Origin of the sequence: Faecalibacterium sp. i21-0019-B1, from assembly GCF_042852915.1 — a bacterium.
Classification (GTDB): domain Bacteria; phylum Bacillota; class Clostridia; order Oscillospirales; family Ruminococcaceae; genus Faecalibacterium; species Faecalibacterium taiwanense.
Window position 1 is genome coordinate 2,726,803 of sequence record NZ_AP031425.1, and the last position, 18,849, is coordinate 2,745,651.

General features: G+C 52.7%; 16 protein-coding genes. 10 read left to right on the plus strand and 6 right to left on the minus strand.

Going from position 1 to position 18,849, the window contains the following annotated elements:
• Positions 1-88: 88 nt before the first annotated feature.
• The 6 genes from ACGHP1_RS13520 to ACGHP1_RS13545 all read left to right on the plus strand — a co-directional run bounded on the left by ACGHP1_RS13520 (position 89) and on the right by ACGHP1_RS13545 (position 4,865).
• Positions 89-439, plus strand: coding sequence for a type II toxin-antitoxin system PemK/MazF family toxin (locus tag ACGHP1_RS13520; RefSeq protein ID WP_005942608.1), 351 nt, complete (start codon positions 89-91; stop codon positions 437-439).
• A 273-nt stretch (positions 440-712) separates the two neighbouring features.
• A complete protein-coding gene (gene nagA / locus ACGHP1_RS13525; protein WP_097777211.1) occupies positions 713-1,849 on the plus strand; it encodes an N-acetylglucosamine-6-phosphate deacetylase in 1,137 nt (378 codons plus the stop codon).
• A gap of 39 nt (positions 1,850-1,888) precedes the next feature.
• Positions 1,889-2,623: a LytR/AlgR family response regulator transcription factor gene (locus tag ACGHP1_RS13530; RefSeq protein ID WP_390509659.1), complete on the plus strand. Its 735-nt coding sequence runs from the start codon at positions 1,889-1,891 to the stop codon at positions 2,621-2,623.
• Positions 2,620-3,909: a sensor histidine kinase gene (locus ACGHP1_RS13535; protein WP_390509660.1), complete on the plus strand. Its 1,290-nt coding sequence runs from the start codon at positions 2,620-2,622 to the stop codon at positions 3,907-3,909. The genes ACGHP1_RS13530 and ACGHP1_RS13535 overlap by 4 nt, the downstream gene beginning before the upstream one ends.
• Positions 3,910-4,035: 126 nt before the next feature.
• Complete coding sequence (locus tag ACGHP1_RS13540) at positions 4,036-4,593, plus strand: LemA family protein (protein WP_390509661.1); 558 nt, start codon at positions 4,036-4,038, stop codon at positions 4,591-4,593.
• Between the two features lie 98 nt (positions 4,594-4,691).
• A complete protein-coding gene (locus tag ACGHP1_RS13545) occupies positions 4,692-4,865 on the plus strand; it encodes a hypothetical protein (protein ID WP_390509662.1) in 174 nt (57 codons plus the stop codon).
• Positions 4,866-5,120: 255 nt separating this feature from the next.
• Here ACGHP1_RS13545 and ACGHP1_RS13550 read toward each other — a convergent pair whose 3' ends face one another.
• The 5 genes from ACGHP1_RS13550 to ACGHP1_RS13570 all read right to left on the minus strand — a co-directional run bounded on the left by ACGHP1_RS13550 (position 5,121) and on the right by ACGHP1_RS13570 (position 11,105).
• Positions 5,121-5,456: a hypothetical protein gene (locus ACGHP1_RS13550; RefSeq protein ID WP_390509663.1), complete on the minus strand. Its 336-nt coding sequence runs from the start codon at positions 5,454-5,456 to the stop codon at positions 5,121-5,123.
• A 330-nt stretch (positions 5,457-5,786) separates the two neighbouring features.
• Positions 5,787-6,692, minus strand: coding sequence for a D-2-hydroxyacid dehydrogenase (locus ACGHP1_RS13555; protein ID WP_390509664.1), 906 nt, complete (start codon positions 6,690-6,692; stop codon positions 5,787-5,789).
• Complete coding sequence (locus tag ACGHP1_RS13560; protein ID WP_390509666.1) at positions 6,689-8,188, minus strand: family 1 glycosylhydrolase; 1,500 nt, start codon at positions 8,186-8,188, stop codon at positions 6,689-6,691. The genes ACGHP1_RS13555 and ACGHP1_RS13560 overlap by 4 nt, the downstream gene beginning before the upstream one ends.
• Before the next feature lie 12 nt (positions 8,189-8,200).
• Positions 8,201-9,619: a PTS transporter subunit EIIC gene (locus ACGHP1_RS13565; RefSeq protein WP_390509667.1), complete on the minus strand. Its 1,419-nt coding sequence runs from the start codon at positions 9,617-9,619 to the stop codon at positions 8,201-8,203.
• 22 nt (positions 9,620-9,641) lie between these two features.
• Positions 9,642-11,105, minus strand: coding sequence for a glycoside hydrolase family 1 protein (locus ACGHP1_RS13570; protein WP_390509668.1), 1,464 nt, complete (start codon positions 11,103-11,105; stop codon positions 9,642-9,644).
• A gap of 157 nt (positions 11,106-11,262) precedes the next feature.
• Between ACGHP1_RS13570 and ACGHP1_RS13575 the strand changes: the two genes are divergently transcribed.
• Positions 11,263-12,717, plus strand: coding sequence for a BglG family transcription antiterminator (locus ACGHP1_RS13575; protein WP_390509669.1), 1,455 nt, complete (start codon positions 11,263-11,265; stop codon positions 12,715-12,717).
• A 177-nt stretch (positions 12,718-12,894) separates the two neighbouring features.
• Positions 12,895-13,407: a transposase gene (locus ACGHP1_RS13580; RefSeq protein ID WP_390509671.1), complete on the plus strand. Its 513-nt coding sequence runs from the start codon at positions 12,895-12,897 to the stop codon at positions 13,405-13,407.
• Positions 13,408-13,932: 525 nt separating this feature from the next.
• On the opposite strand, the gene ppdK is transcribed toward ACGHP1_RS13580, so the two are convergent.
• Complete coding sequence (gene ppdK / locus ACGHP1_RS13585; RefSeq protein WP_390509672.1) at positions 13,933-16,599, minus strand: pyruvate, phosphate dikinase; 2,667 nt, start codon at positions 16,597-16,599, stop codon at positions 13,933-13,935.
• 422 nt (positions 16,600-17,021) lie between these two features.
• Between ppdK and ACGHP1_RS13590 the strand changes: the two genes are divergently transcribed.
• Positions 17,022-17,780 carry a DapH/DapD/GlmU-related protein gene (locus tag ACGHP1_RS13590; RefSeq protein ID WP_005937832.1) on the plus strand — a complete coding sequence of 253 codons (759 nt, stop codon included), beginning with the start codon at positions 17,022-17,024 and terminating at the stop codon, positions 17,778-17,780.
• A gap of 167 nt (positions 17,781-17,947) precedes the next feature.
• Positions 17,948-18,526, plus strand: a complete 579-nt coding sequence (pth, locus tag ACGHP1_RS13595) for an aminoacyl-tRNA hydrolase (RefSeq protein ID WP_338427953.1) — start codon at positions 17,948-17,950, stop codon at positions 18,524-18,526.
• The last annotated feature ends 323 nt before the right edge of the window (positions 18,527-18,849 follow it).

Below are 18,849 nucleotides of genomic sequence, written 5' to 3' on the forward strand. Positions count from 1 at the left end.
CAGCCGGCTCATACTGAGATCAGACGAAGATGCGCCGGACGCATCACATAAGCGGGGCGCATCCTCCAAATGCAGGGAGGGAGATTCCATGGAGGTACACAGAGGAGAAGTTTTTTACGCAGATCTTTCGCCGGTGGTGGGGTCGGAGCAGGGCGGCGTGCGCCCGGTACTGATCGTGCAGAACGAGATCGGCAACCGGCACAGCCCTACCGTGATCGCTGCGGCCATTACATCCCGGCTGGACAAGGCCCGCCTGCCCACCCACATCAATATCCGGGCAGCGGATACCGGCCTTGCCAAGGACAGCGTGGTGCTGCTGGAGCAGATCCGCACGCTGGATAAACACCGCCTGCGGGAGCGGGCCGGGCAGATCACGCCGGAAGATCAGAAACGTGTGGATCAGGCTTTGGATGTAAGCCTGGGGCTTACTTCATATTAAGGGGCTGTTGCAAAACAGCTCTCTGAAAAGATCATGCACAAAACCCGGAACCTTTTTTCGGCCAAAACGGCTCAAAAAGGCTCCGGGTTTCTGATTTTACGCTGTTTCTTTGTGCAAACTGCGATCGTTTTTTCATTTTCCAGCTTAATTTTTTTGAAAAGGCGCGCGAAGGCTGGTTATTCCCGCCAGAAAATGCTATACTTTTCTGCAGAATGGTTGTGCTGTCGTGTGCAGCATATGTAGGTTTTATGATGATATCGGAGGGCTGATTATATGATCATCCAGAGCAAAAAAGTATGGATCGCCGACCAGTTCATTTCTGCCGCAGTCGAGCTGGAGCAGGGCAAGATCACCGGCATCTTCCCCTATGGTGAAAAGCAGGCCGATGTGGACTATGGCTCCAAGCGCATCGTGCCCGGTTTTATGGATATCCACTGCCATGGTGCCTACGAGTTCGACACCAACGACGCAAAGCCGGAGGGCCTGCGCTACTGGGCAAAGCATATCGTCTCTGAGGGTGTGACCAGCTTTCTGGCCACTACCGTCACCCAGAGCGTGGAGGTGCTGACCAACGCCGTGGCCAATGTGGCCGACGTGATGGAGGGCAGCTACGAAGGTGCCGAGATCCTTGGCATCCACTTTGAAGGCCCCTACCTCGATATGAAGTACAAGGGCGCACAGCCTCCGGAGTACATCGCAAAGCCCAGCGTGGAGCAGTTCAAGCACTACCAGCAGGCAGCACGCGGCCACATCCGCTATGTGACCCTTGCACCGGAACACGACGAAGGGTTTGCACTGACCCATTACCTGACCGAGCACGGCGTGGTGGTCAGCATCGGCCATAGTGCCGCCACCTATGAGCAGGCCGTGATGGCCTATGCCAACGGTGCCCGCTCCATGACCCATGTGTACAACGGCATGTCCCCCTTCGCCCACCGCGCCAACGGTCTGGTGGGCGCAGCCTACCGCATCCGCACCATGTACGGCGAGATCATCTGCGACGGCTGCCACTCCACCCCTGCTGCCCTGAACAACTACTTCATGAGCAAAGGCCCGGATTACGCCATCATGATCTCGGATGCACTGATGGCCAAGGGCACCCCCATTGGCAGCGAGTACATCTTTGGCGGCAACCATATCACCATCTACCCGGACGGCAGCGCCCATCTGGACAACGGCACGCTGGCCGGTTCCACTTTGAACATCAACAAGGGCCTGCGCATTCTGGTGGAGGAGGCCATGGTGCCCTTCAACTATGCACTGAACGCCTGCACCATCAACCCGGCACGCTGCCTGCATCTGGATGACCGCAAGGGTTCCATCCAGATCGGCAAGGATGCCGACCTTGTGGTGCTGGACGACAACTACGATGTGCTGCAGACCTACTGCATGGGCAAGGCCCAGCTGTAATTTCTGGCTGACGCGAACAAAGGATGTGTTAAACCCGTTATGATCCAGATCGCCTTCTGCGACGATGACCAAACAGTTCTGGACCAGCTCTCTGCCCTGCTGGAAAAATATCGCGCCCAGCGCTGTGTCCAGATCCAGTGCACAGCCTTTCACAGCCCGCTGGATCTGCTGGCCGAGATCGAAAAGGGCACCCGGTACGATATCCTGTTTCTGGATGTCATCATGCCGGCCGAAAACGGCATTACCGCCGCCAAGGAGATCCGGCAGTACGATAACGTCGTCAAGATCATCTTTCTCACTTCTTCCGCCGAGTTTGCAGTGGAATCCTATGTGGTGGGTGCCTATTTCTACCAGATCAAGCCCATCTGGGAGGACAGCTTTTTCCGTCTGACGGATTCGGTGATCGCCGAGTGCCGCCGCGCCGACCAGCGCAGCCTGATCCTGCGCTGCAAGACCGGCATCTCCCGCATCGATCTGGACCAGCTGCTCTACTGTGAAGTGCTGGGCCGCACCCTGCTGTTCCATCTGGTGGACGGCACCGTGCTGGAAAGCACCGGCAGCATGGACGAACTGGCCCGCCAGCTGATCCCTCACGAGAGCTTTCTGCGCACGCACCGCTCTTTCCTTGTAAATATGGAGTATATCCAGAACATCTCCACCCGCGCCGTTACCCTGACAAACCTTGCGCAGATCCCCATTCCGCACGGCAAGTCCGCGGAGATCCGGCGGCAGTATCTGGAATATGCCTTCCGCCGAAAGCAGGTGATGATATGAGCACACCCTTTGCAGATGCGCTTTCGCTGTGCAACCTTACCTCGGTGGGTATTTTCGGCATCGTGCTGTCCGCCGCGTTCTGTGAGCTGGAATGGACCCGCCAGCGCAAGCTCCTGCTTGCGGGATGCACCGTGCTGATGCTGGCGCTGCAGGGCGTTGTGAGCCTGCGGTGGAGCACCAGCTTTGCCCGGTATCTCTACCCGGTCATTACCCACCTGCCGCTGGTCATACTGCTGGCCGCCATGACCCGCAAGGTGCTCTGGTCACTGATCGCCGTGCTGACAGCCTACCTGTGCTGCCAGCTGCGGCGCTGGGCCGCACTGCTGGTCATTGCGCTGTTCCCGACAGGCGGCACCGCGCTGCAGGATGCCACCGAGCTGGTCGTCACCCTGCCGCTGCTGCTGGCACTGGTGCACTGGATCGCGCCTTCGGTGCGCGCGCTGTCGCACTCTTCGCTCAAGCTGCAGCTGCAGTTCGGCGTGATCCCGCTGCTGAGCTATGTCTTTGACTACTTTACCCGCATTTATACCGATCTGCTCTCCAGCGGCAATCAGGCTGCAGTGGAGTTCATGCCCTTTGTGTGTAGTCTGGCCTATCTGGTCTTTGTGCTGCAGACCACACAGGAGCAGAAGCTGCGCAGCCAGCTGGAGCAGACCCAGAACAGCCTGAACCTGCAGGTAGCGCAGGCTGTGCGCGAGATCGATGCCCTGCGGGAAAGCCAGCGCAAGGCCAGCACCTACCGCCACGACCTGCGCCATCATTTACAGTACATTTCCGCCTGCATCGAAAATGGCCGTGCCGAAGCCGCGCAGGAATACATCCACAGCGTGTGCACAGAGATCGAAGCCAGCAAGGTGAACGTCTACTGTGAAAATGAGGCCGCAAACCTCATTCTCTCGGCCTTTGCAACCCGCGCGCAGAACAGCGGCATCGACTTCCGGGTGCATGCCGCCATCCCTCTGGTGCTGCCTTTGCCGGACAGCGACCTGTGTGTGCTGCTTTCCAACGCGCTGGAAAATGCCCTGCACGCCGGGCAGCGCCAGCGCGAGGCTGGAAAGCCCGCTGTTGTGGAGACTACCGCCTACCAAAAGGACGGCAGACTGTTTTTACAGATCGCAAACTCCTGCAGCTTCCCGGTGCAGTTCTGTGCCGAGGGCATCCCCACCACCAGCCAGCCCGGCCACGGCCTTGGCGTGCGCAGCATCTGCGCCATTGTGGAGCAGTATGGCGGCATGTACAGCTTTTCGCAGCAGCAGGACCAGTTTGTGCTGCGCATCTCTCTGTAAAAGGTCGATTCAATGCATTTTATGGGCGACTCGTGCCAATTGCACCAGTCGGCACTGCTTTTGCGCTATAGTAAGCTCAGACGGTTCTACTGCCGCCTGAGCTTATTTTTTCAGGGAGGGTCTTCTATGGCATTTCTGCTCATCCCGGTCATTTTGCTGGCCGTGGTCTGGCTCAGCTATGTCCGCCGCCGTCTCAGCGAGCTGAACGAGAATGTCAACACTGCCATGAACCAGATCGGCCTGCAGCTTTCTTCCCGCTTCCGTGCTTTGGAAGCCCTGCTGGAACTGGCCCGCACCCACGGCCTTTCGGCCCAGCTGGTGCTGCTGCCGCCCTCCATCAATGCCCTGTCCACACCGGCGCAGGTGCTGGAACAGGAGCAGCATCTTGCACAGGCCATGTCCTACATCACCGTTGCGGCCAAGAGCCACCCTTCCCTGAAAGCAGACCCCGCCTACCAGCGCTGCATGGAAGCGGCCAACTGCTACAGCCGGATGGTCTATACCAGCAGCCTGATCTACAACGATTCCGTCACCCGGCTCAACTGTGCACTGGAGCAAAAGCGCTTTGGCCTGCTGGCCGGTCTGCTGGGCATTGCCCCGCGGGAATACCTGCAGTTTGCACCGGATGCACCGGTGGCCTGTCCTGTCCAGCCCTCGCAGCCTTTTCGGCGGGGACCCGAATAAAACTTCTTCTTCATCGTAAAAGCCCGGCAGTTCCTTACGGAGCCGCCGGGCTTTTTCATCGCATTGCCGCGGCCACCGTTGGGGCGCGGCTGGTGTCCATGCTGGTAAATTATACCCTGGAAAACCTGCTCAGCCAGTACGACTGCCTTGTGGTGGTCGAGCCGGATCGTGCAGAGCAGCGGATGCGGCAAAAGCACTTCGGCGTGGACGGCAGCGCAGACTTTTACCGCATTGAAAAGTCCGGCACCTTGCTCCGCCTGAAGGCAGAATAAAATCACGGTGCGCATTCGTTCCACCCTTAATACGCAAAACACCCCTCGGCTTCCGTAGCAGGAAACCGAGGGGTATTTGTTATGCTTTATTTGTGTTATTTGTGTCGGTTCAAGCCCTTACGCCATTACTTGCGGGGATTCTTGATCGCAGCCTGAGCGGGTGCCAAAATTGCAGAGCATTAGGGTTTGCGGTGGTACGTCGTTTTATCAAATCCCCTGCCGAAGAACAAACATTGTCACGCCTACGTACTCGTCTCAGATATCCTGAGCCTGCATATCGGCAATGATTTCTTCCACTCTTTCCGGGGATAATTCATTATCCTCATCCAGAACCATCAGCATATCCTCTGCTGTTTTATATGCATCTTTCCGCTTCTTCACGAGTTCTGTCGCAGTATTATAGGAATCTGTAAGCTGAATAAAAAAATAATCACCGATCATTGAATGTACTGCTGCAAATGGGTTTCCGCCGCAGAAGATCATTGCACCCACAAAGCCGCCGCAAAACAGCGAAAGGATAACATTTTTACTCCAGATGGCGAGAATGACCGCAACAACAGGCGGCAGCAGACTCAGGAGGCCATAGTTCATGATGTTCCTTCTTTCTTGGCAATTCACATTTTGTTAATAGAACGACTTCTTTATCATACCTGAAAATAACAGAAGCGTCAATGCATTTTCTACGATTTTCAGCCATAAAAAGTCCCCTATGATAAAATACTTGTTGAGCGATAAATTCCCCCAAACGGATTCTGGCAATAACACAAACAAAGACTCCCCTTGCGGAAATATGCTATCTGTCAGTCGCATATTTCCGCAAAGAGAGAAAACAGAAAAAGCCTGATTTTTTACATGGTGCAACGAAAAATCATCCGTGCAGACTTTTTAAGGAATCATCATTTTCCATGTGCAGGCAGCTTCTTACAAGATTTGATTATGCAGAGGCCTCCCGGCTTTATAATTCTGGATATTTTCAATCACAAGTTGTTCCAGCATGGCGTGGTTTTCATAGCACAGGCCGGCGGCGTGTGGGGTGATCACTGCCTGCGGCAGGTTCCATAGAGGGGAATCTGCTGGCAATGGCTCAGTTTCAAACACATCCAACCCAGCATAGCCCAGTTTTCCACTGCGCAGTGCCTGGATCAAAGCAGCTTCCTCGACTACACCGCCTCTTGCAATGTTGATCAGAGCAGAACCTTTTCGCATCCACTGAATTGTCTGCGCATTAAGCAGATGTTTTGTTCCAGCATTGAGATCGACTGCAACAACTACGATATCGCTCTGTTCCAGGACTGTCTTCAGCCCGGTTTCTCCATAGTACAGTGCGTGGAACCATGGGAGCGTGTCAACTTTTGTGTGCTTATATCCGATGACCCTGCACCCGAAGCGGTCCAGACGTTTGGCTGCTTCACTGGCGATGGAGCCGGTTCCCAGAAAACCAATGGTCAGGCTGCTTAGACAGCGGCGCTCAGCTGTTGCTTGATAGATTCGTCGTGCTTTCTGTTCGGTGTACAGCCAGGCATTCGTGGAAAATGTCAGAATTTTGCAGACGATATCTTCTGCAATAGGAACTGAGTACAATCCTCTTGCATTGCAGAATGCGATGCCTCTGGATTTCAGATAGCCGAGATCGGCAACGTCATAGCCTGCTCTGGAACCAAGTACAAGCTTCAGCGCCGGCATAAGTTCCAGAAGCTGTGGATGCAGATTCTTTGGTTCTGAGATCAGGATATCCGCCTGTTCAAGATTCTCTTCCAAAATCTGGTCCTCGGGAAATGCTTCTCGAAGCCCGGAGATCAGATAAGGCTTTTTGCAGACAATATTCATTCACCAAGATCCTCGCCATTGGACAGGATGCACTTTTTATACCACTCAAAGCTGTCTTTCTTTTTGCGCTCGAAGGTGCCATGCCCCCAGTCATCGCAGTCCACATAAATCACGCCGTAACGCTTGCTCATCTCAATGGAACCACAGGATACGAGATCGATGATGCCCCACATCGTATAACCAAACAGGTCAACGCCATCCTCTACGATAGCATCCTTCATACAGCGGATATGATCCCGAAGGTAGTCAATGCGGTACGGGTCGTGAATGCTTCCGTCCGCTTCAACTTTATCAACTGCACCAAGGCCATTTTCAGCAATGAAGAGCGGCTTATGATAGCGGTCGTACATCTGGTTCAGCGTAATGCGCAGACCGAGAGCATCCTTCTGCCAGCCCCATTCACTGGATTCCAAATAAGGATTTTTGCTGGCAATGATCAGATTGCCGTCTGTCTTTTCCCATGCGGTATCCGTGGTAGAGATCTGAGTGAAGTAGTAGGAACAGGAAATAAAATCAACCGTGTATTTGCGGAGCAGCTCTTCATCGCCCGGCTCCATCTGAATCTGGATGTTTTTCCGTTCAAAATAGTTCAGAATGTATTCCGGATAATAGCCGCGCGCCATTACATCCGTGAAATACCAGTTGGTATACTGTTCGTCATGAATTTGCTGCATCACGTCTTCCGGGCGACAAGTAGCGGGATAGTAGCAGAAGCGGGCAATCATGCAACCGACTTTACTACCCGGAAGCATTTCATGCGCCATTTTTACCGTCAGTGCATTTGCCACAAACTGATGATGGAGCGCTTGCTGTACAGCCTGGTCATAGTTCTTTTCGCGATCTTTGATCAGTCCGCAGCCATTATACGGGTTGAACCGTCCTGCATTGATCTCGTTAAATGGCAGCCAATAGTCTACGATATCACCGTAATTTTCAAACAGGGCACGGGCGTAGCGGCAATAGAACTCGACCAGTTTGCGATTTTTCCAGCCACCATATTCATTTACCAGATGTACCGGGATAGCATAATGCAGCATTGTTACAAAAATTTTAATGCCGTATTTCTTGCACTCTTCAAATACGGCCCGGTAATAGGCCAGCCCCTCAGGATTGGGGGTCGGGTCATCTCCGTTTGGAAACAGGCGCGACCAGCTTACCGACATCCGGTAGACCTTCATGCCCATTTCGGCAAACAGGGCAACATCTTCCTTATAGTGGTCGTATTGACGGGAACCCCATCGGAAAGGATAATCACCCTCGTCCTGACAGGTTAGCGCCTTTTCAAATTTTTCGCTGGTCATCTGTTTGTTTTCCCAGCTGTTGCGCTGGGCACGGGTCAGGCCTGCATTGTTGGGACGACAATCTTGCGTGTCCACTCCTCTTCCACCTGCATTCCAGCCACCTTCTACCTGTGAAGCAGCTGTTGCACCACCCCATAGAAAATTTTTCGGAAACCCCTTTTGCATGACGATACCTTCCTTTTCAGACTTGTTCATCCGGCTTGAGCGTTACTTCCGCTTGCCCAGTTTGACATTCTTTTTTTCGGCAGCCAGTGTGCGCTCATCCTTTGCAATTTCCTCGTCCAAACCGACTGCATAGGAAACAATGGCCGATACAACAAATGCAATTGCCAGGCCAGTCAGCATCACAGGAATCGTACCTGTGTATGCAGGCAGAGAGATGATGGATGGCATTGCGTAGGAAACAGCCTTGCCACCAGCGGCTGCAACAAAACCGCCAGCCACAGCACCGCCAACAACGGCACCAATCAGTGGTTTTTTGAAGCGGAAACCAACGCCGTACAGAGCAGGCTCTGTAATGCCGATGAATGCAGAAATGAATGCAGAACCAACGCTGGCCTTGTTTTCAGCTTTCTTTGCCTTCAGGAATGTGCCAAAGCACATGCCTGCGCAAGCCATCGTAGCAACGCAGTTGACCGGTCCAATCATATCATAACCTAGTGTGCCGATATTGTTGATCATGATAGGTGCAAGGCTCATATGCATTCCTGCAAAGACAACAAACTGTCTTGTGCCGCCAACAATGACACCGGCGAGCAACGGCGATACCTCAAACAGGAATTTGATGCCTTCGCCCACATAGATGCCGAAGTAGTAGCCGATTGGCCCGAGGACTACCAGTACAACAGGTGCCATGACAATCAGAGTGCCCAGAGGTACAAACACAACACGCAGAAAATCAGGGACAACTTTCGTGAGCCACTTATATACATAGCTCATGATAAAGACACTCATCAGGATCGGAAGAACGGAGCTGGAGTATTTGACCATTGTGAACGGGATGCCAAAGAACGTACTGGCGGTGCCAGCGTTGTTCAAAATATTGGGGTACATCAGGATGCCAGCCAGCACGGCGGCCAGAGGTTCGCTTGTTTTCAGCTTTTTGGCTGCGGTAACCGCCAGCAGGAACGGAAGGAAATAGAATACGGCATCACCGGCAGCGTTGTACACGGCGTACATGCCAGTCGTATTATCAATCCACTGGTATGTACTTGCGAGGGTAAGCAGTCCTTTTAGCACACCTGCGCCGGCCAATGCAGGGATCAGCGGATTAAAGCATGCTGTCATAAAGTCCATGAACTTCGTCAGAATATTATGGTGACTCTTTTTCTGATCTTCGCGGGTATTTTCGTCATCTGCTACGGCAGCTTTGGCAGTAATGCCGGTCTGGTTACAGACCTCAGCATAAACATCTGGAACAGTCTGCCCGATGATAATTTGCAGCTGCCCGATCTTGCTGGCACAACCCCATACTCCATCAATCTTTTTGATCTTTTCCTGATCTGCCTTAGATTCATCGACCAGAGAAAATCTCAATCTAGTAGCGCAGTGAAACAAATCCCGGATGTTTTCTTTTCCGCCTACACAGGCAATGATCTCACTTGCCATTTTTGAATAGTTCGCCATTGAATAATGCTCCTTTTCTTTTTTATCTTGTCAAATCGTCTCCATTTGACCGAATACATTTTTGATACCATGAAAAGGAATCTTTTTTTGAACGTCGCAGAGTTCCTTTTCCATAGTCATCCTGATCCACGTAGATCACACCATAACGCTTGCTCATCTCGTGTGTTCCGGAAGAGATCAGGTCGATTATACCCCACATATAATATCCGCGCACATCCACTCCATCCCGCACAGCTTCCTTGAGCTGTGCAATATGAGAGGCCAGATAATCAATGCGGTACGGGTCATGGATGCTTCCGTCCGCCTCCAACTTGTCAACGGCATCCAGGCCATTTTCCAGAATGAAAATCGGTTTATGATACCGGTCATACATCTGGTTCAGCGAATAGCGCAGACCAATGGGGTCCTTCTGCCAGCCCCATTCGCTGGACTCCAGATAGGGGTTCTTGACGGCTGTGATCAGGTTAGAGTTGGTCTGCTCCATATTTTCCTTGTCTGCGCTATCGATTGAGGACTGATAGTAAGAATAACCGACCCAATCGGCAATACCCTCCCGCAGAATCTTCCGGTTTTTTTCCGTCACTGCAATGTGCAGGCCCTTTTCTTCATAGAAACGTTCCATGTAGGCCGGGATCTCTCCCCGCAACAGGCAGTCCGTAAAATAGTAGTTGTCATAGTTTTCATCCAGTGTACACTGCATGACATCCTCCGGACGGCATGTTGCGGGATACATGGTAAAACGTGCAATCATACAGCCGAACTGAGCATCCGGATCAATCTCGCGTCCGATCTTGCAGGCCAGTGCATTTGCTACGATCTGATTGTGTGCAATCTGGTATTTAGACTGCTCCATATGATCGCCTTCCACATCGGTCAGCAGGCCAGCCCCCATATAATGGATAAACAGGATAGCATTGATTTCATTGAACGGCAGCCAGTATTTCACCTTGCCTTTATACCGGGTCATAATGGTACGGACGTACCGCTCCCAGTAATCCAGCATTTTGGGATTTTTCCACCCATCCTCGTGCTCAATCAGATAAAGCGGGGTATCGTAATGGTTCATAGTAACCATTGGTTCGATTCCGTATTTTTTCAACTCATCAAATACTTCATCGTAAAATCGTAAGCCTTCTTCATTCGGCTCAGTCTCATTACCGTTTGGAAAAATTCTTGTCCATGCAATTGACATTCGGAAGCTTTTCAGTCCGAGTTCGGCAAACAGGGCAATATCCTCCCTGAACCTGTGGTAGAAATCGATGCCATATCGTTTTGGATAAATCCCGTATCCTTTTTCCTCGTGAGCCTTTTTCAGAATCTCACTGTTCATAGTTCGCTGCTTTTCCAAATCGGTACGCTTGTATTGCGGACGATACGGTTTCATATCACCTACTGACAGGCCGCGTCCACCTTCCTGCCAGGCTCCTTCACACTGGCAGGCGGCAGTAGCACCGCCCCACAAAAAGTCACTCGGAAAATTTTTCATAAAAGGTCTTCCTTTCTGCTGCGGAGTTCATTTGTTGTGTATTCAGTATAAAAGGAGTTTGCCCCAAATGCCATTCTTTCTTTTTCCGCTTTGTGCGGAAATGATGTTGACATTTTGAAACGTTTTTGTTAGCATTGCTCAGGAGGAGGTGGTCGTTGTGCTGACAAACCGTCAGGAATTGATCCTAAAATATCTGACCGGACATGACAAACCGGTATTTGGCAGTGAGATTGCTGCATCGCTCGGAATCTCCACCCGGACACTGCGTACAGAAATGCGAATCATCAACGAATATCTGGAGGAGCTTTCCATCACGATTCATTCGTCGCCCCGCAGCGGTTACTGGTTAAGCCGTCAGGATCGGACGCTATTGACACAACAGATCCCGAGCAATGTTCCAAATAGTCTGCCAACGCTTGCCGAGGAACGGGAGATTTATCTTTACTTCCGTCTGCTAACCGCCGAGGACTATCTGACCATGGACACCCTTGCCAACGAGCTGTATACCTCCAAAACGACTATCTCTCGCGATATTCACTCCATGATGGATTTGATTAACGCAGTGAACGGTATCTCGCTGAAAATCTCACGCAAAAATGGAATCATTCTACAGGGGGAAGAACAGTGCATCCGGCGGCTGATCTCCGGAATCCTTCTTTACTACCAAATGCAATTCATGGACTGTCTGCACAAAACCATTAATCGGTTTTATGCTCAGCATGGTATGCTGGACAAACTGTACTATCTTCTGATAGATGCCCTTCTGGAGCAGGGACTTGTAGTGACCGGAATCAGTATGACATTGCTGGCAATGGAATACTTTTTGTTTTTTCAGCGAAAACTGGCCGGCCATGAGCTGACCTCTAACCTGGAGTTGGAATACATGGAGATACCGCTGCCGTTTCAGGAAATAGAATCACTGTTCGGCATCACGCTTACCAACATGGATCGTATCTGTATGTTCCAGCAGCTTCGGTATAAACGGTTTCTTCATTCGCCTGCCATGCTGGAATCCCACAATCAGCAGATGAGTGCAGTATCGCAGCGTTTTTTTGATACGATCCAGAAGGAATACGGCTTCGATTTCCGCAGTAATCCTACGCTGCAAGATCATATTTTTGCCATGCTGACCTACCATCATCTTACCTTCCGCAAACGTTCCATGCTGGTTTCAGAAATCAGGCAAAATTATCCGTTTGCCTATGAAGTTGCCTGTCGTATCATCCCGATTGCACAAGAAATCATGGGCTATCATCTGCTGGAAAACGAAGTGTCTCGCCTGGCAGTGCGGCTGGTTGTTGCAATGGATGAGACTCCTCAGCGTAAACGCACGCTAGTAATCGTGGACAGCGCCAGCTATGCTGATCTGCTTCGTCTAAAACTGCGGCACTACTTTTCTCGAGAGATCGATTTTCTTGGAACATGCCCGGCCTATCAGCTGGAAAAGATGCTAACGGCCTCCTCTTTACCGGTGGAACTGATCCTTGCAACAACAGCCATCCCCTTTGCCACGGAGATCGACATGCTACGCATCTCTCCAATCCTGAACCAGCAGGACATCAACCTGCTGAACGATTATTTCTTCCGGAATAACCGTTCCTATCATAAATAATCAACAGGCGTCGATTTTGCAGATAGAGAAAAGCCTTCCCGTTGTCTGCCCAGTAAAGGGATAAGGTCGTGATTTGTACAATAATAATTCACATAAAGCCGGTGTGCAGAAATGATATGCTACCCCTAGAGTAGACAGAGTAAAAACAAAAACTCTGAATACTCTGGGGGTATTTTCATGTCAAGAAAAAACCATCACTACTCATCCGAATTAAAATATCAAGCGGTAGGAGAATATCTAAAGGGGCAGAAAACGCTAGATACGGTCTGCAAAAAATATGGGATTTTGTCAGATCGGCAGTTGCGAAACTGGATAAAGATGTATAATAGTCATACGGAATTAAAGAGCTATACAGGAGGCAGCCGTATGACCAAAGGGAGAAGTACTACCTACGAGGAACGAATCGCACTTGTAAGAGAGTGCATTGAAAAAGGGTACAATTACGGAGAGATAGTGAAAAAGTACAAGGTCGGTTATCAGAAAATCTATACATGGGTCAAGAAATACAAAGAAAAAGGAGAAGCAGCTTTAAAAGATCACCGTGGCCGGCACAAGAAAGATTACGCTCCGCAGACAGAAGAGGAACAGCTTAAGTTAGAAGTTGCCACATTGAAGCGTCAGCTCTATTTAGCACAGATGGAGAATGACGTGCTAAAAAAATTGCAAGAGCTGGAGAGGGGGAATCGTTGAGCCTAACCAGACTTCTGATTCGATACCAGACAGTAAAAATCCTGCATGAAGAGAAAGAATACTCCATTCAGGATTTGTGCCCGCTCGTACATATTGCACGTTCATCCTATTACAAATGGCTGAACCATCCAAAAAGTCGGCACGAACTCGAAAGCGAGAAAATTTCTGTGTCGATCCAACAGATTTACGCAGAACACCCGGATAAAGGTCACCGTAGGATCCGGGATGATCTGGAAAAGGATTACGGCATTCTGACCAGCAATAAGCGTATTCTGAATCCTCACCTTCACCATCGACTTTGAAACCGCCAAACGTTACCGGGAAGCCAACCAGATGCCCCACCAGTTCCGCCGTGCAGCGTGGACCGACCTTACCGTGGAGGTGTATCTGTGATGCTTCTGGGAAGCAGCTCTGTGTTAAACATGATTCATCTCATACATGAGCAAACAAATAAGGCTCACCGCCAAAATTGACGGTGAGCCTTATTTTATTCTCGATTTTTAACGATAATTCGTTATAAAAGCCTTATGCTCTCGGGTTTTTAATAGCAGCCTGAGCGGCAGCCAGACGTGCGATAGGCACACGGAAGGGAGAGCAGCTGACGTAGTCCAGACCGACATTGTGGCAGAACTCCACGCTCGTGGGGTCGCCGCCGTGCTCGCCGCAGATGCCCAGACCCAGATCGGGACGGGTCTCGCGGCCGTCGTGGGCAGCCATCTTGACCAGCTTGCCAACGCCGATCTGATCCAGATGCTGGAACGGATCGCTCTCGTAGATCTTGTTCTCGTAGTATGCGCCCAGGAACTTGGCGGCATCATCACGGCTGAAGCCGAAGGTCATCTGGGTCAGGTCGTTGGTGCCGAAGCTGAAGAACTCGGCTTCCTTGGCGATCTCGCCGGCAGTCAGGGCTGCACGGGGGATCTCGATCATGGTACCGACCTGATACTTCATCTCAACGCCTGCAGCAGCGATCAGCTCGTCTGCGACCTTGACCACAACGTCCTTGACGAACTTCAGCTCCTTGACCTCGCCGACCAGCGGGATCATGATGTGCGGGGTGATCATATGGCCGGTCTCAGCAGAGACGTTCAGAGCAGCCTTGATCACAGCGCGGGTCTGCATCGCAGCGATCTCAGGGTAGGTAACAGCCAGACGGCAGCCACGGTGACCCATCATGGGGTTGAACTCGTGCAGAGAAGTAACCACGTTCTTCAGATCATCGAAGGTCATGCCCATATCGGCAGCCAGCTCCTTGATGTCCTCGTCCTTGGTGGGCAGGAACTCGTGCAGAGGCGGATCCAGATAACGAATGGTCATCGGGCGCTCACCCATGATGCGGTACATGGCCTCGAAGTCACCCTGCTGGAACGGCTCGACCTTGGCCAGAGCAGCTTCGCGCTCTTCCACGGTACGTGCACAGATCATCTCACGCACAGCCTTGATGCGATCCTCTGCGAAGAACATGTGCTCGGTACGGCACAGGCCGATGCCCTCAGCACCCAGATCCACTGCCTGCTGTGCGTCGCGCGGGTTATCAGCGTTGGTCATGACCAGCAGCTGACGAGCAGCGTCTGCCCAGCCCATGAAGCGGTTGAAGTTCTTATTGCCGGTAGCGGCCACGGTAGCGACCTGCTCGCCGTAGATGTTGCCGGTAGAGCCGTCGATGGAGATCCAGTCACCCTCGGCGAACTTGTGGCCATTGATCTCGAAGGTCTTTGCTTCCTCGTCGATCTTGACCTCGTTGTCATTGCCGCAGCCGGAGACACAGCAGGTGCCCATACCACGGGCAACAACAGCTGCGTGGCTGGTCATGCCGCCGCGGACGGTCAGGATGCCCTGAGAGACCTGCATGCCCACGATATCCTCGGGGCTGGTCTCCAGACGGACCAGAACGACCTTCTTCATCTTGCCGGACTTGACCATCTCCTCTGCCTCTTCAGCAGTAAAGACGATCTGGCCGCAGGCAGAACCGGGAGAAGCTGCCAGACCCTTGCCGACGACCTCGGCGGCCTTCAGGGCAGCGGCGTCGAACTGGGGATGCAGCAGGGTATCCAGCTGCTTGGGCTCCACGCGCAGGACAGCTTCCTGCTCGGTAATCATGCCCTCGTCCACCAGATCACATGCGATCTGCAGAGCAGCCTGAGCGGTACGCTTGCCGTTACGGGTCTGCAGCATGTACAGATGGCCGTCCTCGATGGTGAACTCCATATCCTGCATATCGCGGAAGTAGTTCTCCAGACGGGTCGCGATCTCAACGAACTGATCGTACACCTCAGGCATCTGATCCTTCAGATGGCTGATGGGAGAAGGAGTGCGCACGCCGGCCACAACGTCCTCGCCCTGTGCATTGATCAGGTACTCGCCCATCAGCTTCTTAGCGCCGGTGGCGGGGTCACGGGTGAATGCAACGCCGGTGCCGGAGCGGTCGCCAGAGTTGCCGAATGCCATCTGCTGAACGTTGACTGCGGTGCCCCACTCGTAGGGGATCTCGTTCATCTTACGATAGACATTTGCACGGGGGTTGTCCCAGCTGCGGAAGACGGCCTTGACAGCCTCGATCAGCTGATCGCGGGGATCCTGCGGGAAGGGACGGCCTTCGTTCTCCTCGTAGATCTTCTTGAAGGTGCCGACCAGTTCCTTCAGGTCATCAGCAGTCAGGTCAACGTCGTTCTTGACGCCCTTGGCTTCCTTCATCTTGTCGATCTCGACCTCGAACAGGCTCTTCGGGACCATCATAACGACGTCCGCGAACATCTGCACAAAGCGGCGGTAGCAGTCGTATGCAAAACGGGCGTTGCCGGTCTTCTTTGCCAGACCTTCAACAGCCTCGTCGTTCAGGCCCAGGTTCAGGATGGTGTCCATCATGCCGGGCATGGACTGACGTGCGCCGGAACGGACGGAGACCAGCAGGGGGTTCTGGTTATCGCCGAACTTCTTGCCGGTGATCTCTTCCAGACCCTTGAGGTGCTCAAAGATATCAGCAGTGATCTCGTCATTGATCTGACGGCCGTCTGCATAATACTGGGTGCAGGCGTCGGTGGTGATGGTGAAACCCTGCGGCACCGGCATACCGGCTGCGGTCATTTCTGCCAGACCAGCACCCTTGCCGCCCAGAGTATTCTTCATGGTGACTTTGTCGCCGCCGAAAGCATCATTGCCTTCGCTGAAGTAGTACAGATACTTTTTGCTCATGCGTTGTTTACCTCCCATTCGTGACTGCAGCACAGCCGCACCGCAGTCTCATCGTTTGCCTTGTCTTAAAAACTCGACCGATGAACATTGTTTGTGAATGCTAAACTATTATACCAGAAAATCCATTCCTTTCCACCATGCAAAATCCCGAATTTGTCTGTTATTTTTTATGCAAATCCCTTGAAATTTGCCAAGTTTTAAGGTAGTATAAAATGGGAGAAAGTTCGAGAGGTTTTTTGTTTTCTGACGCGGATTATCCGTCTGTTGGATACAACTTTCTATCCCTGTAATTTCAGCTTTTCTTTTTTGTCGGCGCAAAGCTTCTGTTGTATCCATCTTTGGATATGGATGCATCATTTTTCCGGGTCAGGCCTTATCATCCACCCGCCGGGAGCCGCCGTGCCGGAAGGGAGATCTATCGTATGGAAAATTCTGTTTCTTCTGCTGCGCTGAATGCAGCGCGTGAGCAGCTGGATGCCGCCGAAGCCGCCCGCGAGGTCATTCTGCTGCAGCACATCGCAAACGGCGTGATCATCGACAGCCGCACCGTGCAGATCGCACCGGACGTGGTCATCGCCCCGGGTGCCGTCATTCTGGCCGGTACCATCCTGCGCGGCAGAACGGTCATCGGTGCGGGTTGCATCATCGGCCCCAACACCCTCATTGAGGACAGCATCGTAGACGAGGGCAGCACCGTCAACGCCAGTCAGGTGTACAGCAGCCACATCGGCCCTCACAACAACATCGGCCCCTTCACCCATGTGCGGGTGAACACCGTCACCGACTACGGCGTGCATCTGGGTGCCTATGTAGAAACCAAGAACTCCAACTTTGCCCGTGGCAACACGGTGAGCCACCTGACCTATATCGGCGACAGCGACGTGGGCAAGTACTGCAACTTCGGCTGCGGCACCGTCACCTGCAACTACGACGGCAAGGATAAGTTCCGCACTACAATCGGCGATTACTGCTTCATCGGCTGCAACACGAACCTTGTAGCCCCCGTGAAGGTGGGCGATGGTGCCTACACCGCCGCCGGCAGCACCATCACCAAGGACGTGCCCGCACAGGCGCTGGGCATCGCCCGTGACCGCCAGACCAATCTGGAGGGCTGGGCAGAGCCCAAGATGGAAGCCTACATTGCCAAAAAAAAGAAGCTGGAAGACGAGCAGAGCAAGTAAGCTGTCCGTTTTTCGCGTACAGACCGCTGCACAGGATGGCCCTGCGCGGCGGTTTTTGTTTGCAGGTGCATCTTTTTCGCTTATAATGTATATCTTTTTGCACGCGCGTATGTTATACTTAGGACTTGCATCGGACAATTTATCACAAAAAGGAAAATATAACACTCATGAATACAAATGACATCTGGCTGATCGCCGGTCTTGGCAACCCGGAAACAAAATACGACGGCACCCGCCACAATGCGGGCTATGCCGCGCTGGACTATCTGGCCGACAAGTGGGGCATTTCGGTCAGCAAAACCAAATTTGAAGGCCTGTGGGGTCAGGGCGAAGTGGACGGCCACAAGGTGGTGCTGCTCAAGCCCCTGACCTACATGAACCTTTCGGGCGACTCCATCGCCCCCACGGCGGGCTTTTTCAAGATCCCCGCCGACCACGTCATCGTTCTGTGCGACGATATCACCCAGAGCCCCGGCAAGCTGCGCATCCGGCCCTCCGGCTCCGCAGGCGGACATAACGGCCTGAAGAGCATCATCGCCCGCTTGGGCGGGGAGAACTTCCCCCGCATCCGCATCGGCGTGGGTGCCAAGCCCCACCCGGACTACGACCTTGCCGCGTGGGTGCTGGGCAAGTTCCCGGCAGAGGATGCCAAGGCTCTGAGCGGCCGCTACCCTGATCTGGAAGCCGCCGCAAAGCTCATCATGGACGGCAAGCTGAGTCTGGCACAGAGCAAATATAACGGGTAAGAGCCCCATTTAAAACGCCCTCCGCTTGCGCTCTGGGCATTTTCAGCGGAATTTTATTTTTATTGTTTGTGTTTGTCGCGGCCTGCGGGCCGCTCCAAACACATTTTCACCGAGTGGGGCAGCACTGGCAAGCTGCATTTATGTTCTTTGATGCATTTTGAGGTCACGCCCCCTCTCGTGAAAAAGCAGCAGAGAAAAGCCCGCAGGCTTTTCTCTGCTGCAAATAAAAAATAATCATTCCTCTGCCATTGCCAAAGCGCAACAGCGACGACCGCCGCCAGTGGCGGAAACAGGGAGGAGTTGTTGGGGCAGCGGCCAGCAAG